This is a genomic window from Microbulbifer sp. CnH-101-G, from assembly GCF_052466775.1.
In genome coordinates, this window is sequence record NZ_CP174292.1 from 3,410,293 (window position 1) to 3,429,044 (window position 18,752).

General features: G+C 48.4%; 16 protein-coding genes. 11 read left to right on the plus strand and 5 right to left on the minus strand.

Translation table 11 applies throughout. The features are described 5' to 3' along the window. Positions 1-33 precede the first annotated feature (33 nt). Positions 34-702, plus strand: coding sequence for an outer membrane beta-barrel protein (locus tag ACJJID_RS15070; protein WP_444920182.1), 669 nt, complete (start codon positions 34-36; stop codon positions 700-702). 64 nt (positions 703-766) lie between these two features. Here the strand turns inward: ACJJID_RS15070 and ACJJID_RS15075 are convergent, their stop codons facing one another. Further along, positions 767-1,669, minus strand: coding sequence for a hypothetical protein (locus tag ACJJID_RS15075; RefSeq protein WP_444920183.1), 903 nt, complete (start codon positions 1,667-1,669; stop codon positions 767-769). Positions 1,670-1,809: 140 nt separating this feature from the next. Next, a complete protein-coding gene (locus tag ACJJID_RS15080; protein ID WP_444920184.1) occupies positions 1,810-2,145 on the minus strand; it encodes a gamma-glutamylcyclotransferase family protein in 336 nt (111 codons plus the stop codon). Positions 2,146-2,775: 630 nt separating this feature from the next. Here ACJJID_RS15080 and ACJJID_RS15085 point away from each other — a divergent pair. Next, positions 2,776-3,015 (plus strand): hypothetical protein, encoded by a 240-nt coding sequence (locus tag ACJJID_RS15085; RefSeq protein ID WP_444920185.1) that lies wholly within the window; start codon positions 2,776-2,778, stop codon positions 3,013-3,015. After that, the gene (locus ACJJID_RS15090; RefSeq protein WP_253868728.1) at positions 2,973-3,419 is read left to right on the plus strand and encodes a L,D-transpeptidase family protein; all 447 of its coding nucleotides are present in this window, start codon (positions 2,973-2,975) and stop codon (positions 3,417-3,419) included. Before ACJJID_RS15085 ends, ACJJID_RS15090 begins: the two co-directional genes overlap by 43 nt. 84 nt (positions 3,420-3,503) lie before the next feature. Here the strand turns inward: ACJJID_RS15090 and ACJJID_RS15095 are convergent, their stop codons facing one another. Continuing rightward, positions 3,504-4,910: an alanine/glycine:cation symporter family protein gene (locus ACJJID_RS15095; RefSeq protein ID WP_444920186.1), complete on the minus strand. Its 1,407-nt coding sequence runs from the start codon at positions 4,908-4,910 to the stop codon at positions 3,504-3,506. A gap of 178 nt (positions 4,911-5,088) precedes the next feature. Beyond that, complete coding sequence (locus ACJJID_RS15100; RefSeq protein WP_444920187.1) at positions 5,089-6,606, minus strand: MFS transporter; 1,518 nt, start codon at positions 6,604-6,606, stop codon at positions 5,089-5,091. 185 nt (positions 6,607-6,791) lie between these two features. Here ACJJID_RS15100 and ACJJID_RS15105 point away from each other — a divergent pair, with 185 nt between their 5' ends. From ACJJID_RS15105 to ACJJID_RS15115, 3 genes are all read left to right on the plus strand, one after another. Beyond that, entirely contained in the window at positions 6,792-9,233 is a 2,442-nt protein-coding gene (locus ACJJID_RS15105) for a TIM-barrel domain-containing protein (RefSeq protein WP_444920188.1), read from the plus strand. Positions 9,234-9,283: 50 nt separating this feature from the next. Continuing rightward, positions 9,284-11,197, plus strand: a complete 1,914-nt coding sequence (locus ACJJID_RS15110; RefSeq protein ID WP_444920189.1) for an alpha-amylase family glycosyl hydrolase — start codon at positions 9,284-9,286, stop codon at positions 11,195-11,197. A gap of 214 nt (positions 11,198-11,411) precedes the next feature. Further along, complete coding sequence (locus ACJJID_RS15115) at positions 11,412-12,050, plus strand: hypothetical protein (protein WP_444920190.1); 639 nt, start codon at positions 11,412-11,414, stop codon at positions 12,048-12,050. A gap of 47 nt (positions 12,051-12,097) precedes the next feature. Here the strand turns inward: ACJJID_RS15115 and ACJJID_RS15120 are convergent, their stop codons facing one another. After that, the gene (locus tag ACJJID_RS15120; RefSeq protein ID WP_444920191.1) at positions 12,098-14,647 is read right to left on the minus strand and encodes an alpha amylase C-terminal domain-containing protein; all 2,550 of its coding nucleotides are present in this window, start codon (positions 14,645-14,647) and stop codon (positions 12,098-12,100) included. A gap of 1,137 nt (positions 14,648-15,784) precedes the next feature. On the opposite strand from ACJJID_RS15120, the gene ACJJID_RS15125 reads away from it, so the two are divergent. The 5 genes from ACJJID_RS15125 (at position 15,785) to ACJJID_RS15145 (ending at position 18,752) form a co-directional block, all read left to right on the plus strand. Continuing rightward, entirely contained in the window at positions 15,785-16,600 is an 816-nt protein-coding gene (locus tag ACJJID_RS15125) for a trypsin-like serine protease (RefSeq protein ID WP_444920192.1), read from the plus strand. A 74-nt stretch (positions 16,601-16,674) separates the two neighbouring features. Next, positions 16,675-16,860 carry a hypothetical protein gene (locus tag ACJJID_RS15130; protein ID WP_444920193.1) on the plus strand — a complete coding sequence of 62 codons (186 nt, stop codon included), beginning with the start codon at positions 16,675-16,677 and terminating at the stop codon, positions 16,858-16,860. A 358-nt stretch (positions 16,861-17,218) separates the two neighbouring features. After that, a complete protein-coding gene (locus tag ACJJID_RS15135) occupies positions 17,219-17,443 on the plus strand; it encodes a DUF7661 family protein (RefSeq protein ID WP_444920194.1) in 225 nt (74 codons plus the stop codon). A gap of 162 nt (positions 17,444-17,605) precedes the next feature. Next, entirely contained in the window at positions 17,606-18,451 is an 846-nt protein-coding gene (locus tag ACJJID_RS15140) for an acyl-CoA thioester hydrolase/BAAT C-terminal domain-containing protein (RefSeq protein WP_444920195.1), read from the plus strand. Between the two features lie 112 nt (positions 18,452-18,563). Continuing rightward, positions 18,564-18,752 carry a GDCCVxC domain-containing (seleno)protein gene (locus tag ACJJID_RS15145; protein ID WP_444922639.1) on the plus strand — a complete coding sequence of 63 codons (189 nt, stop codon included), beginning with the start codon at positions 18,564-18,566 and terminating at the stop codon, positions 18,750-18,752.

An 18,752-nucleotide genomic window follows, 5' to 3' on the forward strand; every position in this document is an offset into this window, starting at 1 on the left:
AGGTGGTCTTTTATATTGATGTAAGGATATCCTTTGAAAAGATTTATTCTCAGCTCCGTTATCGCTCTTTCCGCATCCAATACTATGGCAATGGAAAACAGCTTCTACATTAAGTCATCTTATGGAAAGGTAGATACAGATATTTCTTCACAAGAAGCTCAGGAATTTTTCGGAACAAAACTCTCAGATCCTAACGGCTGGTTTTTAACACTGGGATACCGCTTCAATAATTTTCTTGCGATTGAGGGTGGTTATGCCGATCTGGGAGAGGCTGAAGCTAAAGACAGTCAAAGCGGCTTTATGCCTTACAACGATTATGAAACTGTTTATTACGACTATAGCTATAAATCCCAAATTAGTGCCCAAACAAAAATGTTGGGCGTGTTCCTATCCACCGATACCAATAAACCGTTTTATGCAGGCGTTCGAGCAGGGTATCAATCATGGGATGCCGAAATTGAACTCACAGGAAAAGTGAGCGAAAGTCTTGTATGGAGCAATGGCTACGATCAAACAGTAGAATTGTATTCCTACCAGGAAGATCTTTCTTATAGCGATGACACTGATGGCAGTGACCTCTACTATGGTGTTTCCGCTGGTTGGAACTACAACAACTGGAGCCTCAGCCTGGAGCACACTATTTTCGAGATGGATGACCAAAAGCCCAGCCTCTCCTCCCTGGGGCTGACTTACAATTTCTAAAGACCGCTTTTACTTTTTTCAGCAGCCAAATCGGCTGCTGAATTTCTCTCTAAAAACTCTAAAGCTACTTTATCCCCGCAAACAATACCTCAAACCAACGCAAGTCCTCCGGCCCCAACTGAGCATTTTTGGCCAGTTTCTTATTCAGATACACGTCCTTATATACATGATAAACCGCTCGCTCGGTCAACTCGCGCCAGCGCTCGCTATCCAATTCAGGGATTGAGCCATCGGCTAAATTGGGATCGGTCAATGGGTCATGCTGTGCTTCAGTGGTTCTCAGCGCTAATTCCAATTCTTGTAGAATCGGATTGATCACCTTGAGGGTATTGGATTCGGAAAACTGCTTGACCACTTCCTCCTCTGCCTGACGAAGCATTTTTTTGCCCTGTAATTCCGATAACTTTTCTCCGGCAGGGCGCAAGCCGAATTTATTAACCACTCCACTCACACCGGGCAATACCGCCTTGGCAGCCAGTCCAGCGCCTATTAAAGGGTTAAATACTGCTGTGGCACCCCCAACCAGCAACAGTCCAAGAGTTAGTTTTCTGTCGAGCTTGTCGATATCATCTGCCAGCCTCTCGAGAGAGCTTTTGCTGGAATTTCCCCTTTCCAGCGACAATTCGACGGCGCTCTCCACCATAAATTTACGTAAACTCCCCTCATAATGGGAGTTAGGAAAGTGAAACACGCGGCGTTTGGGTAGATCATTTACCTTGGGGGCATCATCGGGCAAACAACGCATTGTATGGAGAGTAAAGCCAGTTTCTGAGAGCCTATAAGGAATCACAAAGTAATGCTTTTCATCGTATTTTTGCACAAAATGATCACTGCGCTCAGCAGAGGAGAATATCGGCAGGCCGGCAACCACTTCTTGAAAAACTTTTAAGCTGCCGGTGATTTCTGCTGGCAGTTTACGAGAAAGGTCAAATAAACCCTTCTTGCTTCTATCGAAATATTGCTTCATATCCGTTTATTCACTGAGGAGCTAAGAATCACTTAGAGCGACTCTCAGTATTCCTTAGGCCTTTTTGAACCCATTTCCCTGTGAAAAATATCCCTTGCCTATTTATTGTTAAAAGAATAATACCCTTAAATAAAAATGTTTTAATTAGCTTCGGCATAAATCCAAGCTTTTGTACCAGATTTCAACCTGGCGGCAACCCGCTGATAGGCATCTACTTCATAGGCATCAGATTGAGCGAGTTCTTCGGCAGAAATCTCAAAGACCGTTCCCTCAACTTCGTCAGAGAAATTTCCGGTATATTTCAGAATGGGATGAAATTCCTTGCCACTAGTTTGAATAACCTGTGGATCTATGATTCTTATCTCGGAAAGCTGATAGCCAATTAAGACATCTCCAGATCCCTTTAACTTACGTCCAAAAGTTTCCAGCTGGACATTCTCCTGCTGAAGCGTACCGTAAGAAAATAAACGTTCCATAGTTCAAACCTTAATCCTGCTAATAACTTATTGGCTGCAACGTAAAAACACACCCGCTATATCGCCAGGGTATTTTACCTGTTTAGAATCGGATAAAAGTAGTGGCCCTATAAATTTAAGTTCTTACTCTTAAAACTGGGAAAACCTACCGGCTAGCTGTATTTCAGGTTAATAACCAGTGATTCACTTATTCCTTTTTGATGTGACTGGCCTAAGACACCGACCTTAACATCCCTTGGACCTGCATTGGTGAAAACCTGTGCTAACCCATCCCGCAGCTGAGGCTGAGTATATGGCGAGCTGCTTTGGGGAAATCTCTAACCTGCGCCTTGCCCCAACTAGGGTGCGCACGGATTTTGCCCCCCAGGAAGGCAATGGTTTGACTCTAAATCCATGGTTGTTTACACGGCCCACTGGCAATAGAGAGGTGTGTAATGCATAACCGACCTTCGCTGCAAAACCATCAAACTATACCTACACGACAGAAAACATCCCTACAAAAAGTACAAGGAACTCTACGTAAAAACGCTTCATTCGCCGCTGCGCTGATGGTTGTAGGATCGGCAATATTGGCCCCCCTGGCCTATGCTGCGGATTATTCCAACCCCTACTCCCGCCAGGGCTCAAGGTATGTCGCTCATCAGGGGCATGGAGGGCATTATGACCGGCACTCCAGATACAGCAGGGATTACAGGTACCGAAGAGAGTACAGAGGACACTCGCGATACGATAGGAATCAAAGAAGTTATTCTCGATACAACAGAAACCAAAGGAGCTATTCTCGATACGGCAGGTATCAACGGGCACAGCCACAGAATGGCCGACACATGTGGTTTAAAGCCAACGTGCAAGGCACACCGCGTATTGTGATCGACCTCAGTGACCAGATGGCCTACTTCTATAAGGGTGGACGTCTTGCTGGCATGTCTCCGGTCTCTACCGGTAAACCCGGCCACCGTACACCCACTGGCAACTTCCGTATTTCAGAGAAGAAATACAGTCACCGCTCAAACCTGTACGGTCACTATGTAAGTTCTCGTGGCTATGTAGTGCGTAGTAATGTGGATGTGCGCCGTCACCGTAAACCTGCCGGGTCTCGTTTCCGCGGAGCCTCTATGGATTACATGATGCGGATTAATGGTCCGGTCACCATGCACGCCGGTTATGTACCCGGCTACCCAGCCTCCCACGGCTGCATCCGTATCCCCTGGCATATGGCGAAAATTTTCTACAGCCACGCCAGAGTCGGAACTAAGGTATCCGTCGTGCCCTAGGCAAAACCTACGTACTTACTAAAAGGCACTATAAAAAAGGCGGACTATTAAGTCCGCCTTTTTCTTTGTCTGAAAAAACCGCTGTTATTGAGAGACTTCTGCCCCTTCTCGCTTTGCAGTTTCCATACGGGTGAAATAATCGTGAGCTGCACGGTTAACGTGTCTTGCCAGCAATAATGTAGAAAGCATGGTGGGTACGGCCATTACGGCGTACATACCGATGATAATGCTGTTAACCGCGCTCAAAGACGCGACCGCACCCAATACAATCAGAACCATATAGAGCCCGGTATAAAGACCCTGCCAGCGGCCACCGAAAAGAAATACGTAGCACTTCATACCGTAATACCAACAGGTAACGATGGTGCTAAAAGCCAGGGGAAAAACCATAAACAGCAGCAGAATGGGGCCCAATTGACCAAACACCTGAGAAAATGCCTGGGCAGTCAGAGTCACACCGGCCACACCCTCACCTTGTTGCCAGGCGCCAGTGAGTAGGATCACCAGAGCGGTACAGGTGCAGATCAGCAGGGTATCCACGATAGGCCCGAGCATAGCCACCACGCCTTCGCGCACTGGCTCGCGGGTTTTTGCCGCACCATGGGCCAAAGATTCCGTACCGATTCCCGCCTCGTTGGAGAAAGCCCCCCGGCTGACGCCAATGGTAATTACTGTACCCAGGGCACCGCCTGCAATCGCCTGGCCACTAAACGCATCGCTAAAAATCAGGGCAAATGCCGCGGGCACCTGCTCCCAAAAACTCGCTATCACGATCAGAGTCATTACCAAATAAAACAGTACCATGCCCGGTACTATGCGCGCGGAGAATTTGCCGATGCGCTGGATACGCCCGGCAATCACATAGGCAGAGGCGATCGCAATGAATAAACCAATGGCAAAATCAAACAATAGCGAACCACCCGGTGCGACCCAGCCCATCGGCTCGGCGAAGGATTCACGCAACAATTGAGTAGTCTGATTAGACTGGAATACCGGCAACATACCGCACAGCCCCGCCACGGCAAACAGCGCTGCCAGCGGTGTCCAGCGCCTGCCCAAGCCTTCGCGAATCACATACATGGGCCCGCCCTGCAGTTCCCCATTGGCATCACGGCCACGGAACATCACCGCCAGAGTCGCGGTATAAAATTTGGTAGCCACACCAACTAAGGCCGTGATCCACATCCAGAAAATCGCTCCTGGGCCACCGGCAGTGATGGCAATGGCCACGCCGGCAATATTGCCCAAACCCAAAGTGCCAGAGAGCGCGGTGGAGAGTGCCTGGCTATGGCTTACCTGGCCGGGATCATTGGGGTCATCATAACGGCCACTCAATAAGCCAATGCTATGGCTCAAATGGCGGTAGGGGCGGCCCCGGGAATAAATCAGCAGTGCCAAACCACCGCCAACCAGTAACACCAATAAAGGCGGCCCCCAAACAAAATTAGCGAAGGCCTGTAAGGCCCGATCAATGGCATCGAAAAAAGACATAAGCTTGCGTCGTTTTCTGTAAGACACCGCCAGTCTAGGTACGCTCACACCAAACTGTCAAAATGCTCCCATGAAATCCCATAGGTCAATCAATGCGAAGATTTTGGAAAAACCTGGAATCCCGGCAATAAAAAAGCCCCAAATAGGGGCTTTTCAAACGATCTTTTACAACTTTTTATCAAGCTGTAGCAGTTGCCTTTAATGCGGGCTCGGGTTCTGAACTCTCCCTCACAAGCGCTACCGATATAGCGCCAAGCAACATACACACCCCCGCCAGAACAATGATGTAAATTGCCTGGTTTTCGAACACTGTTTTCAATATCAAGCCAGCTACCAGGGCGGAAACAATCTGCGGGGCTGCGATAGTGAAATTAAAAATCCCCATATAAACACCGGTCTTATCCGCTGGCAGCGAGTCGGAGAGGATCGCATAGGGCATCGCCAGAATAGCGGCCCAGGCAATGCCCACACCCACCATGGGTAACAATAATCCCAGGGCGCCACTGGGTACGGAAACTTCTGTAATCAACAGATTCACCTGTGTGGGATCGCCCCCCTGGAAGAATAGGAAGCTGATGTATCCCAAACCGCCCAGTGCCAACGATAGGGAATAAGTGAGCTTACGCCCCAGCACCTGAGACAAACGGGCCAGGACAATAGAGAAGATCGCTGCGAACAGGGAGTAAGCAGCAAAAATAATTCCTACCCAGTCACCGGCAGTCCCCTTGGCAGCAGAAATATGTGCGGGAATTTCTTTGACACTTTCCAAGTAAACTGGATCAAACCACTTGGCTTCCACTCCCCAAACGTGTTGAGTGATCGCAGGCGTGGTGTAAACCCACATAATAAACAGGGCAAACCAGGAAAAGAATTGCACCAGTGCCAGCTGGCGCATGGTGCGCGGCATTTTAATGAGCAACTGGAAAAAACCGATCAAGCGCTTTGCCAGTGGGGCTTTTTGCTGTCTGTCCTGCTCCAGTTGCGCGGAGTCGAGACCTTTATAGGCATTGTACTGCTCTGGCGGATACTCCTTGGTGCGCAGCACAGTCCACAACACACTGCCCAGCAGCACTGTGGCGCCGATATAGAAAGCCCATATAACGGAGGGCGCCACCTCACCTGCACGGGCGGTATTTTCCAGACCAATCACATTGGTCAGGATAAATGGCAACATGGAGCCGAAGATGGCGCCAATGTTAATCAGCAAAGACTGTATCGAGTACCCCAGGGTACGCTGCTCTGATGGCACCATATCGGACACCAGGGCGCGGAAAGGCTGCATGGTCACGTTAAAGGCCGCATCCATCATTGCCAACATAACGCCGCCGAAAATAATGGGGGCCACTATCGCCACCACAATCCCGGCATTGGGCATAAACGCCATCCCCAGGGCTGCGGCGATGGCACCAAAAAGGATAAAGGGGTTGCGGCGACCGAAGCGACTCCAGGTTCGATCCGAGGCCGAACCCACGATAGGTTGCACAATAAGTCCCATGAGCGGCGCCACTATCCAGAATAGAGACAGGGAGTGAAGGTCCGCCCCCAGATCAGACAAGATTCTACTGGCATTGGCATTTTGCAGAGAAAAGCCAAATTGCACCCCGAGAAAACCGAGACTGACATTCCACACCTGCCAAAAGGGCAAGCGCGGTTGCTGGGCTTGCGGCGCAACGGCGCTGCTTGATGATTGGGTCATAGAGGTCACCGCATCACTAGTTATGCTTATTCTGCCATTCTCACACGCAGTCCCTGAGCATCCATCCTCCCCCAACGGGGGGGATGCGGGCCAGATTATGCGCTTTAGGATAAACTCAGGCCCAGCGTACGCGTCGGGCCAACAGAAACCAGTGAATCCTAATCAAGCAACTGAAGTCCCGCGCGATGATCCTAAAACTCCCACTCCTGCGCCTGGTGTGCCTCGCAGCTACACTCTGCCTGAGCGCTCAATCCCTGGCCGCTGAACAGCGCAACTACCGCGATCACACCATGAGCGAAGACTCACTAACTGTACAGACGAGTGAGGGCGAGGTCACCCTCACCCCGGTTGGTCCGTCAGCGCTATCGGTGCACTATCGTCGCGAAGGCCTGAAGCAGTTTCCCTCATTCGCGTTGGCCACCAATTCTGCCAACCGAGCCGAGGCGACGCTGGAGCAACAAGGGAACAAGCTCGTTTACCGCACTGGCTCGCTTACTGCGGTCATCCACAAGTCTCCCTTCCGAATCGAGTACTTGCGCGGTAGCGAACAAATCCTGAGTGAAGAGCGTGGTTTCTTTGCCACCGAGACGATGCGCGGATTCCGTTTCGCACTGTCGCCAGAGGAAAAACTGCTGGGTGGCGGAGAGCGGGTTATGGGGATGGACCGTCGCGGTCAACGCCTGCCTCTATATAACCGTGCCCATTACGGATACACCACCGAATCCAACCAGATGTATTTTTCCCTGCCAGCAGTACTGTCCAGCAACAAATACATTCTGCTGTTCGACAACTCTGCCACCGGCACCCTGGATCTGGGCGCAAACGAAGAAGATATCCTGCAATTTGAAGCTGTAGCCGGGCGCACCGCTTACATCGTGGTAGCCGGTGAGACTTATCCACAGTTGCTGGAAAATTATGTATCCACCACCGGCAAACAGCCCCTGCCCCCCCGTTGGGCCTTGGGTAACTTCGCCTCCCGCTTTGGCTATCACAGCGAAGCTGAAGTCCGCGCAACCGTGGATAAGTTTGCCGAGGAAGATTTCCCCCTGGACGCCCTGGTGTTAGACCTCTACTGGTTTGGCCCAAATATCAAAGGCCATATGGGCAACCTGGCCTGGGATAAGGAGGCCTTTCCCGAGCCAGAAAAAATGATGGCCGACCTAAAAGATCGCGGCATCAATACCATCCTGGTGACCGAGCCTTTTGTCCTCTCCACCTCCGAGCGCTGGCAGGAAGCCGTGGCGAATAATGCCCTGGCCAAAAACCTGGCCGGAGCGCCCAAGCGTTTTAATTTCTATTTCGGCAATACCGGCCTGATCGATGTCTTCTCTGAAGATGGCCGCGACTGGTTCTGGAATATTTACGACGGGTTATTGGAACAGGGCGTAGCCGGCTGGTGGGGCGACTTGGGTGAACCGGAAGTTCACCCCTCCGATACCGTTCACGCAATCGGTATGGCCGATGAAATCCACAACGCCTTCGGCCACGCCTGGGCGCAATTACTGCACGAACGCCAAACGGCAAAGCACCCTGAGCGTCGCCCCTTTATTATGATGCGCTCCGGTTTTGCCGGCTCCCAGCGCTACGGCATGATCCCCTGGACCGGCGACGTCGCTCGGGAATGGGGTGGCTTACAACCCCAGGTGGAATTGGCTCTGAGTATGGGCTTGCTGGGCTTTGGCTACACCCATTCAGACCTGGGTGGCTTTGCCGGCGGCGAGAAATTTGACCGCGAACTCTATATCCGCTGGTTACAGTACGGCGTATTCCAACCGGTTTACCGCCCGCACGCCCAGGAGCATATTGCTTCCGAACCGGTTTTCCACGATCGCCGCACCCGCGATATCCTGCGCGAATATGTAAAACTGCGCTATCGCCTGCTGCCCTACAACTACACCCTCGCCTTCGAAAACAGCCAGACCGGCATGCCACTGATGCGCCCGCTGTTTTTCGAAAATGAAAGTGACCTGTCCCTACTGGACTACAAGGATGCCTACCTGTGGGGCCAGGACTTCCTCGTTGCCCCGGTCGTGGAAGAAGATGTGGATGAGGTCGCGGTAAAACTGCCCGGCGGCACCTGGTTCGATTACTGGACTGATGAACAATATTCTGGCGATCAGGCCCTGGTAGAAGTGAACCTGAAAACTATTCCTGTACTGGTGCGGGCCGGCGCCATTATTCCCACCATTGACGATGTCCACAGCAGTCGTGATTACTCCAGTAAAAACTTGACCTTGGACTACTACGCGCACTCCTCAACAGCAAAGTCCGAGCGCTATGTTTATGAAGATGATGGCGCTACCGCGCAGGCTTTTGAAAAAGGCAAATACGAGAAGCTGCATTTCTCAGCTGAAAATAAACAGCAGGGTTTAACCTTCGCCTTTAAGAGTGAAGGAGACGGTTATACCGGTATGCCGGAATCCCGCAAGGTCAATTTAAAGATCCACAACTGGCAACAAGTGCCTGCGCAGCTTGATGTTACCGGCAAATCCCTGCCTATTTTCGACAGTGAAAAAGACTTTGCTCAGGCACCCCGTGGGGCCTGGTACAACAAGCGCAAGCAGCAATTGCTGGTTAAATTTGACTGGCACAAAGAACCGCTGGATTTAATGCTCAAAAATCCATAATTCAGCAAACCGCTGTTCACTGACAAAAAAATTCAAGTCATCAGAAAACAATGAAGAAGTTACATTCCCCGTTTATTGCCAAACTCCTTTCGGCTTCCCTACTAGGTGCTGCTCTATTCGGTACTTCCGGCTGCAGCCAGGAGAGCAGCCCGGAAGAATTACAACCCGCTGAAAAAGTTGCGGAGAAAAAAGCCGTTATCTACCAAGTGCTGCCGCGCTTATTTGGCAACACTAACAGTACCAACAAACCCTGGGGCACACTCGAAGAGAATGGTGTAGGTAAGTTCTCCGACTTTACCCCAAAAGCACTGAATGAAATCCAGGCGCTGGGCGCCACCCATATCTGGTATACCGGCGCCCTGCACCACGCGCTCGTTGGCGACTATACCGAATATGGTATCAGCAACGATGATCCAGATGTGGTCAAAGGCCGCGCCGGCTCTCCCTATGCCATCAAGGATTACTACAGCGTAAACCCGGACCTGGCCAATAACCCAGCAGAGCGATTACAGGAGTTCCGCGCACTGGTGGAACGCAGCCACGCGGCCGGTTTGAAAGTGATTATCGACATAGTGCCTAACCATGTAGCCCGCGCCTATCATTCTCTCGATAAACCCCAAGGCGTGCAGGATTTTGGAGCTGGCGACAACACCCAGGTCACCTACGCCCGCAACAACAATTTCTACTATGTGGTGGACGAAGACTTCCGCGTGCCCGTTGCAGAAGACAGTTATCAGCCTCTCAATGGCGAGGCCAATGATCTTGTCGATGGGCAGTTTGTAGAGAGTCCAGCCAAATGGACCGGTAACGGCGCGCGCAGTGCACAACCTGCCATGCACGACTGGTATGAAACCGTCAAAATTAATTTTGGCGTTCGCCCCGATGACAGCAAGAATTTTTCTGAGCTACCCCAGGAATATGCCGAGCGCGACTACCGGGCCCACGCCCAGTTTTGGGCAGACAAGAAAGTCCCGGACACCTGGGAAAAATTCCGCGATATCGCCCACTACTGGCTGGACTTTGGCGTCGATGGATTCCGCTATGATATGGCCGGTATGGTGCCGGTAGAATTCTGGAGCTACCTGAATTCCTCCATCAAAATGCGCAACCCCAACACACTGTTACTTGCCGAAATCTATACTCCGGAGCGCTATCGGGATTATCTGCACCTGGGCAAAATGGATTACCTCTACGATAAAGTCGGCACTTACGACGCTATTCGTGCGGTCATGGAGAACAAGGGCAGCACAGATAAAATCGCAGAGGTGCAGGCAAGCCTGGTAGATATCTCCTCTCATATGTTGCGCTTTATGGAGAACCACGACGAGCAGCGTATTGCCAGCCCACAATTTTCTGGCAACCCAGAGGCTGGCAAACCTGCAATGCTGGTGTCTGCCGCGCTCTCTCCAGCCCCTACCTTGGTTTACTTTGGCCAGGAGTTAGGAGAGCCCGCCAACAAAGATGCCGGCTTCGGTAAAGCCAGCCGCACCACCATTTTCGACTACTGGTCAGTACCCAGTGTGCGCCGCTGGAACAATGAGGGCGCTTTTGACACTGCACTGCTGACAGAAGAAGAAAAAGAGCTGCGCAGCTTCTACCAGCGCCTGCTTAATTTCTCCAAACAGAGCCCGGCCTTACTTGGCGATTACCTGGACTTGCACAACTACAACCGCAAGCAAAACTCTGGCTATGGGGAAAAACAATTCTCCTTTGCCCGCTGGAGTGAACATGAAAAATTGTTAGTAATCGCCAACTTCGATAACAGGGCAGTGGAGTTTGATTTTCAGTTGCCGACAGCACTTCTAGAGGCCTGGAAACTACAACCGGGCAGCTACCTGGCTGAAAGCCAGATATCCAATAAGGTGGCAAACCTTATCTTGGAAAAAGACCAAGCCTCCATAAAGATCCAGTTGGCACCCTACGAAAGCCATATCTTTGCAATATCCACTGCTCCCCAGAAATAACCTCTCAGCTTGGAGGGGACTAATCCCCTCCAAGAACACTTAAGCACAGCAATTTATACCCACCCTACCCCCCTTCTCACAACATAATCCCGACAATCCCTAACCATACTCATCAGGTAACTCGCTTGACATAAACACTACCCCATGTATATTGCCCGCAATTATATTGTGCACAACTTAAATAAAAGCCGAAATTGATATGCAAGGGGAAATTATGAACAGACAGTCTAGCTGCTATTTTTCACCGCTAAACCTAATTTTGACTGCACTTTTAGCATCAGTGGCACTTCCTACAATGGCTGAAACTAACAAGGCTGAACAGAGCGAAGCACCTATCCAGGTGACAGACGAGACTTTTAACTGCATCCGAGATATGACCAAGGTGCGGGGGTTTTATGTGGATAATTTACTGGGAGATCTGGATGGGACTCTAGAGGTCGCAAACTCCAGCACTGGAGGTGTTTATCCTCCTGGATCAGTGGTCCAGTTAGTCCCCGGGGAAGTGATGGTCAAACACCAAAAAGGCTTTAACCCCGCCACTAAAGATTGGGAGTTTTTTGAACTGGATGTTTCTGAAGAAGGCAGCAAAATCCGTAACCGAGGTTTTGTTGATGTAGTTAACCGTTTTGGAGGTAACTGCTTTGCCTGTCATGTTCAAGCCAAACCGCAGTGGGATTTAATTTGCGAGACCGGACACGGCTGTGAACCCATACCACTGACAAAAGAAATACTAGCATTGCTGCAAAAAACCGATCCTCGTTGTGAATCGAACCCAGAGTTAAATCAAGAAGAGATTGCAAAATTGCAGGCGCTACAACAAGCACTGCTGGCTAAAGAAAAAGAAAATAAATAACTAAAGAAGCCTGCAGACCAGCTTCCTGGCCTGCAGGCTCTTATCAATTACAGTGCAATCACACTATAAATCATGGTTTGATCATTCACCTGCACCTTGTAGCTTCCGCTTACAGAAGTGTAGATATCAGATCCACTCTGCTCCAAGTCGCCATCGGAGTCGCTATCGCCGTAGTTTTCACTCCAGTCAGCATTAACATCAAACTTGAAACGCTGCTGGGATTGACCATCAAAATTTACCTGGATTTCCCAGGTATTGTCGGCAACTAATTCCATAGCGTCAGCATCCCAACTATTTGGTGTGCCACGGAAATAAAGCGAGGAAAAGTTGGATGCGTAACTACCACAGTCTGCACAGGTCAGGCTGTAGCTCAAGGTTTCATCATTTACCTCAACAATATAAGTCCCTGATACATCGGTGTAGATATCATCCCCACCCTGCTCCAGAGAGCCATCCGCATTGTTATCCCCGTAGTTTTCAGCCCAGTCACTGCTGACATCAAACTTAAAGCGCTGGTTACTGCTGCCATCAAACACCACAGTGGCACGCCAGGTATTATCCGCAACCAGGGTCATCGTCTGAGTGCCCCAGCTATTGGGCGTACCGCGGAAATTTAATGCCGTAAAGTTTTGAGCATAACCCGCATTGGGATCAGTCACGGTGATGGTTGCCGTAGCACTATCGGTCAGGCCATCGTTGTCAGTAACAGTGACTGTCTCGGTATAAGTGCCCGCACTGGCGAAGCGCAAAGTCGTCGAGGAAGAACTACCACCACTGCTCCAGCTATAGGAAATCACACTACCGTCGCTATCAGTAGAGCTGCTGGCATCCAGGGTGACACTCTGATTGACCTCTACTGTGATGGATACTGGGGTCACACTTGCAGTGGGTGCCTGCTGGGAAGAGACCTCGGTGATCGAATAGGCCAGAGTCTCATCATTTACTTCAATCAAGTAGTTACCGGTTACAGAGGTATAAATATCTTCTCCGGTTTGATCCAGCGTGCCATCAGCACCATCGTCACCGTAATTTTCGGCCCAGTCACCATAGATATCCAACTTAAAGCGTTGGTCTGCCTGGCCATCAAAATTAACCACCAATTGCCAGGTATTATCTGCTACCAATTCAAAAGCTGTTGCTTCCCAATTATTCGCTGTGCCACGGAAATAAAGGCTGGGGAAACCCGTCCCAGAACATTCTTCACCACAGGAACCAGATAGCTGCCCACCGTGAATGGCAGCAGCGGAATAAGCTGCGACATTGAAGGTGGCATAACCATTGCTGCCTACGGAAATAACATCGCCACTGCACTCATCATCTCCCGCCAGGACATTGCAGTAGTCCCCTGCAGGAAGGCCTGTATACAGTGTCTGGCTGAAAGAATTACCCTCGTTATTGATAACGACATAGCCTTTATCACCGCGCCCAAAGGCAATCTGGTTATCTCCGTTATCCCACCAATTTTCCATACTGGTGCCATCGGTATAGTTACGGAAACCCACCATATTGGCAATATTGCCCCATCGGTGCTGACATACCCATTCGTTGTTTTCACAACTCTCCGGACCAGTATTGGGGGGACCAATATCGGTATCGGTAAAGTCATAACCTGACATTACCTTCGGATAGCCATAGGGGTGTGCCAGCATAAAAACGTTGGCCAGGTTGTACTTGTAGCCATCGTGATAGGTCAGGTTACCGCCACCCCCGTGGCCACGCTCACGATCGTGGTTATCGATAAAGTGAACTGCATCGCTGGAAGATAAAAGTCCCCAACTCTCGCCAATAGTGGCAAGATTTTTAATCTGACCGTTAAAGTTGCTGGCTACATCGGTGCCATATTTAAATTCAGTGACACGGCCTAGAAAAGTATAATTGTAAGGCTGGATTTCTGAGGCCTCGCCAGCAGCACCGATAACCTCGGAAAAGATCCATGGGTTGCCAGCTTGATTCACAATTGCCTGTAAATCGCCGGGGGACATGTGCTTGACCGCATCAATACGAAAGCCATCGACTCCCATGCCTTTTAATTTACTGAGGTAGCCAGCGAGTTCTCCCTGCACATAACTGGAGCCGGTATCCAAATCTGGCAAACCACTCAACCGACAGCTCCACACATGATTAGCATCATTGTAGTTATTAATGGTGCAATCGGAGTGATAGTCGTTATCAGAAAACTCCGGATGGTCCAGCAAGGACCACTGGGTGCCCCCCCAACCGGTGCCACCGCCATTCCAGGCCGCCGTATGGTTAATTACCGCATCGGCGTAGACTTTCACACCTGCTGCATGACAACGGTTGATCATACTTTGCAGTTCTTGCTCAGTACCGCTGCGACTGGTTAAGTTGGTATAAGTCACTGGTTGATAGCGCGCCCACCAGGTGGACAGGCTGATATGCTCATTGGGTGGAGATATTTGCACCGCATCAAACCCCTTAGGCCCGAGAAAGTTCTCACACTCACTGGCGATATCATTCCAGCTCCACTCGAATAAATGTACAAAAGCGGTACCGGCATTAACGTGGGCACTAGACAGTGTACCAAGCAAAAGGCCCGTACTGGCCAGTAGCCTTTTTAGGGGGAATGGATTGTTCATCTTTGCTTTCTCTTTACTCATCTTTTCGCTGTTATTTTTTAAAGCCAGGTATCCGAGCCCTCAATCACACAAACAGTGAGCCAAGGGGACTAGATCTCCTGAATTTGAAGACCGAAGTCACGGATTGAGAAACAGCAAGCTTTGACGCTGAGAAAGGTTATTCCACCAAAGGTAAACGAAACCAAGGGCGCAACAATCAAAATGAGGTTCAAATTGTCAAGCATTCACGACTAGGCTCAGTAACCGGAAACATCCAAGCGAAAAGCTGGTATCCGTGAGAGCAAATGACTGCCAGTGAATGTCAAACATGGAAATAAATAAACCTAGTTATTGTTGTTATACCTAACTCAAAAAGCGCTTCTAACCCAATGACTCTGGCACAAGTGTCCACCCTCTCTGGGGTGTGACCTATTGCAGAGTAAAGAAATGGTACTAACGCACACATCCCCCTTTAGGGGGGCGTAGTAGTTTTATCTGCAGAAATTTGAACTTAGTAACAAGAGAGGCAGTGCGGTGTTCAAAGAAAAACAGGATTAAATTTTAGGCGATAGCTGTCAAATTAAGTAGGGCCAGTGAAACTTAAGGATTAATAACTATTTAAACACAACCCTATTTGACATAGACCAATATCAGTTTATTTGCTAAATATCAGTCCATGGTAATTGGAGTAATTACAACTATCACCCTCATATAAATTACTAGTGTATCAATCACTATAGGGTTTTAGATTATTAGCCACAGACTGCTCTAATATTTCCTTTCCATTTACCAGGCGACCCTATTCTGCCTAAAGCCCACCGTTTTGATTCAACCTAAAGAAGTTAGGCATGTATCATTCATGGGACCAGGTTGACCTAGAGACTTCTTTCACTATGATCATTATTTTCGATCTAGCGAAATAAAAAATAAAATTTTTGAAGTCAACCTATTGGAATGGTAAGGAATTATTGAGATAGTCGTCACGACATGCGCACCGCAAATGTTACATTAGTGCCAAATTCATAAAAGCAGATTATTTAACTTATTTTTTGGTAGCTAAGGTTAAGCTACTTCCAGAATAGCAATCAAAATAATAGTGGTCATGATGATCACTATATAAATGTTAGCCCCTTGAAGACATTTACAAAGGCATCTTATATGACTCGATTTATGTTGTTTGTACTGTTTTTTGTATCCTCCAGCGTCTGCGCGATCGTTATTCGAGATGACGTTGACGATTCAAAATATAGAGTGCTTGGGTCTGAATATCCTGCTCTTGCAGACATACCTGGTGAGGGGCACGGAATACTCATTGCTCCTCAATGGGTAATAACTGCCGCACATGCGGTCACATGGCGCCCTGAACAGATAATCCTCAATGGCAAACCCAGGAATATAGAGCGCCTGATAATACACTCGGGATACAAAAAACCGTCACAGGAGCTACTTGATCATGCATTGGCCACTTGGGAGTGGACGCTGTTTGCAGTGCTGCTCTCCTCCTCAGATGACATTGCACTTCTCAAATTGGCACAGCCCGTTACTGATGTCTCTCCTGTCGCCATCTACAAAGGAGATAATGAGTTCGGTCAGAGCATCAAGATCATAGGAAAAGGCGCTACAGGTACCGGCTTCACTGGGTACAACTTTCATGACTCGCACCGTACTGAACTTCGTCGTGCGGAAAATAAAGTCACAAGCGCTCATGGCCGCTGGTTCTGCTATGTGTTTGATGCACCACCGGAAGCACTACCCCTTGAGGGCGGAGAGGGGAATGGTGATAGCGGCGGTCCAATCTTTATCCAAACTGATGACGATTGGCTGTTGGCAGGATTGACTTCATGGACAGCTCCACAAGGTGCTATCAGGAATCCCCCGGGGCAGTATGGGCAAATTAGTTGTAATGTCCGCTTGAGTCACTATAAAGAGTGGATTGGAAATGTAATCTCTGCACAGTCGCGAGCAGATAGCTAACACAAAATCACCGGACCAGAGCCACAAGCCACACAGGTCGGTGAATTCAAACGTAGATTTTATGGGGCATCTGGATGCTTGAATGGATTTTGATATTGGTGTTTGGTGGTAGTACCATTGTTACTCCTGAACCAATTTACATATCCGATCAACCGTTCTTAATCTCTTTTGACAAACCAATTACCGCTTATAGAAAATGGGCTACATTTTACGTTGATATTAGCCAATATTCTAATGAAGGCTTAGATTATCTGAAATAAAATCAGTATCTACGATCGATTTTCCCAGAAGGCTGTATAAAACTTATTGTTATTGGTGAAAATGGTAGTAAGTATAACTTTACTAATTCGGCCCTTGGGCGAAATAGTGCTACTGACATTTGGTCCACACTGAGCACTAGTGAAAATGTACCTAACATTAAATATGTATCTGCAAGAGTTTCATCTTGCAAAGCATTGTCAGCTATCCAAATAAGCTGGTTCAACCATGAAAAAATCTAACAATCGCATGCATAAAAAACCTAAGTATCGACAATTATGGTACTCCAGACGCACTTTGCTACAATTTGATCTACTACAATGTCTCCGGTGATACGGGCATTAGGCAGAGGCCAAAGTCATGGAAAGGTATAAATATAATATTTTTGGTAGAGAAGTCTTAGTTGAAAGAAGCAAAAATCACTGGAAAACCTTCTATCAGAGTTCTGAAGGCAAGCGCCGAGACACCGAAATATTTGTTCCGCCAGAAATTACGGAAGGTGAGTTAACTCAGTATTTATCTGATCTCTGCCATGAATGGGCAACTGAAAGGCACCCATTTGTGGTACGTCTCGGTAAAAAATAAACGGATATTTACAAAGAGTCCGCTTAACAGCTTCAAGCAGAATATTGAGGGTGTTAGTAGTAAGACTTATACACAATTATTAGACACCTTGTATAGTTAGATCTCGGCCTAACACAAAGGCAAGATCAGCAATCAACAAAATTTAGCCACACGGAAAAAAGCATGTTAAAGAAGATCATGAAAGCCACATTGGTTTATTCATTTTTTATGGTCCAAAGCTTAAATGCCTCTACTGTTGATTTTAATTTAGAGAACAACGATTTTGTTGGAAAATATTATCCATCTTCATCAGCTGAGCAGCAGGTTGCTGTATTGGTCCTGGGCGGGTCAGAAGGCGGGCTACCTGAAAAGCTCGCCCGGCCTGTTGTCGACGCAGGATATCCAACGTTGGCTTTAGCCTATTTTAATGCCGATGGATTACCTCAAGAACTAGAGAAGATCCCTCTGGAATATTTCACTGAGGCTAAGTCTTGGTTAAAGAGTCAGAATAATGTAAAGCCAGATGAGTTAACAATTGTTGGCTGGTCCAAGGGTGCCGAACTGGCATTACTCTTAGCATCAAAAGATGAACAGATTTCAAAGGTAGTGGCAATAGCACCAAGCTCAGTAGTTTGGGCAGGCATTTTAAAAGATTGGACAAAAGTACCTGCATCAAGTTGGACGGAGAAAGGCCAAGAGTTAACTCATATCCCTTTTAAACCCTCTGGTCCGGTAAACGGTTTGCGGGATCTATATGCCCAGTCATTAGCGAACCGTGTTGATGGCAATAAAGCAGATATTTCTGTTAATGATATAAGAGCCAGAGTCGTGCTGATGACCGGCGAAAATGATGCAATTTGGCCGGCGCCTCAGATGGCAAATGATATTTGCGATAAAATGAACGCTAAGAGTGAAAATCAGTGTGAGCACATTAATTACGAGGGTTTGGATCACTTGTTAGATTATAAGTTTTTAGACAAAGGTACGGCTATCAACCATACGTTTATCGATAAGCTTAAAGGTAGCTAACAAACATCGTCAGCAGATGTGTATCTCACTGCTACTTTGATCATTATTTGTAAGCGCATAATTGCGACACTAATCGTAGAGTGAGTTTAAGGCTACCATGATTCTAGAAACGATGATTACTTGCCCCAAGTGCCGACATCAAAAGACTGAGGCCATGCCTACGAATTATTGTGTCTTTTTTTATGAATGTGAACAGTGCCGAACACTGCTTAAGCCAAAGCCTGGTGATTGCTGCGTTTTCTGTTCTTATGGCACGGTAAAATGTCCGCCAATCCAGCGAGGACAAAACTGTTGCGGGTAA

What these genes read in the sequence shown, in the direction of transcription:
- ACJJID_RS15075 (WP_444920183.1), bottom strand. Translation starts at nt 1,669, where the DNA reads ATGAAGCAATATTTCGATAGAAGCAAGAAGGGTTTATTTGACCTTTCT.
- ACJJID_RS15080 (WP_444920184.1), bottom strand. Translation starts at nt 2,145, where the DNA reads ATGGAACGTTTATTTTCTTACGGTACGCTTCAGCAGGAGAATGTCCAG.
- ACJJID_RS15085 (WP_444920185.1), top strand. Translation starts at nt 2,776, where the DNA reads ATGTCGCTCATCAGGGGCATGGAGGGCATTATGACCGGCACTCCAGAT.
- ACJJID_RS15090 (WP_253868728.1), top strand. Translation starts at nt 2,973, where the DNA reads ATGTGGTTTAAAGCCAACGTGCAAGGCACACCGCGTATTGTGATCGAC.
- ACJJID_RS15095 (WP_444920186.1), bottom strand. Translation starts at nt 4,910, where the DNA reads ATGTCTTTTTTCGATGCCATTGATCGGGCCTTACAGGCCTTCGCTAAT.
- ACJJID_RS15100 (WP_444920187.1), bottom strand. Translation starts at nt 6,606, where the DNA reads ATGACCCAATCATCAAGCAGCGCCGTTGCGCCGCAAGCCCAGCAACCG.
- ACJJID_RS15105 (WP_444920188.1), top strand. Translation starts at nt 6,792, where the DNA reads ATGATCCTAAAACTCCCACTCCTGCGCCTGGTGTGCCTCGCAGCTACA.
- ACJJID_RS15110 (WP_444920189.1), top strand. Translation starts at nt 9,284, where the DNA reads ATGAAGAAGTTACATTCCCCGTTTATTGCCAAACTCCTTTCGGCTTCC.
- ACJJID_RS15115 (WP_444920190.1), top strand. Translation starts at nt 11,412, where the DNA reads ATGAACAGACAGTCTAGCTGCTATTTTTCACCGCTAAACCTAATTTTG.
- ACJJID_RS15120 (WP_444920191.1), bottom strand. Translation starts at nt 14,647, where the DNA reads ATGAACAATCCATTCCCCCTAAAAAGGCTACTGGCCAGTACGGGCCTT.
- ACJJID_RS15125 (WP_444920192.1), top strand. Translation starts at nt 15,785, where the DNA reads ATGACTCGATTTATGTTGTTTGTACTGTTTTTTGTATCCTCCAGCGTC.
- ACJJID_RS15130 (WP_444920193.1), top strand. Translation starts at nt 16,675, where the DNA reads ATGCTTGAATGGATTTTGATATTGGTGTTTGGTGGTAGTACCATTGTT.
- ACJJID_RS15135 (WP_444920194.1), top strand. Translation starts at nt 17,219, where the DNA reads ATGGAAAGGTATAAATATAATATTTTTGGTAGAGAAGTCTTAGTTGAA.
- ACJJID_RS15140 (WP_444920195.1), top strand. Translation starts at nt 17,606, where the DNA reads ATGTTAAAGAAGATCATGAAAGCCACATTGGTTTATTCATTTTTTATG.
- ACJJID_RS15145 (WP_444922639.1), top strand. Translation starts at nt 18,564, where the DNA reads ATGATTACTTGCCCCAAGTGCCGACATCAAAAGACTGAGGCCATGCCT.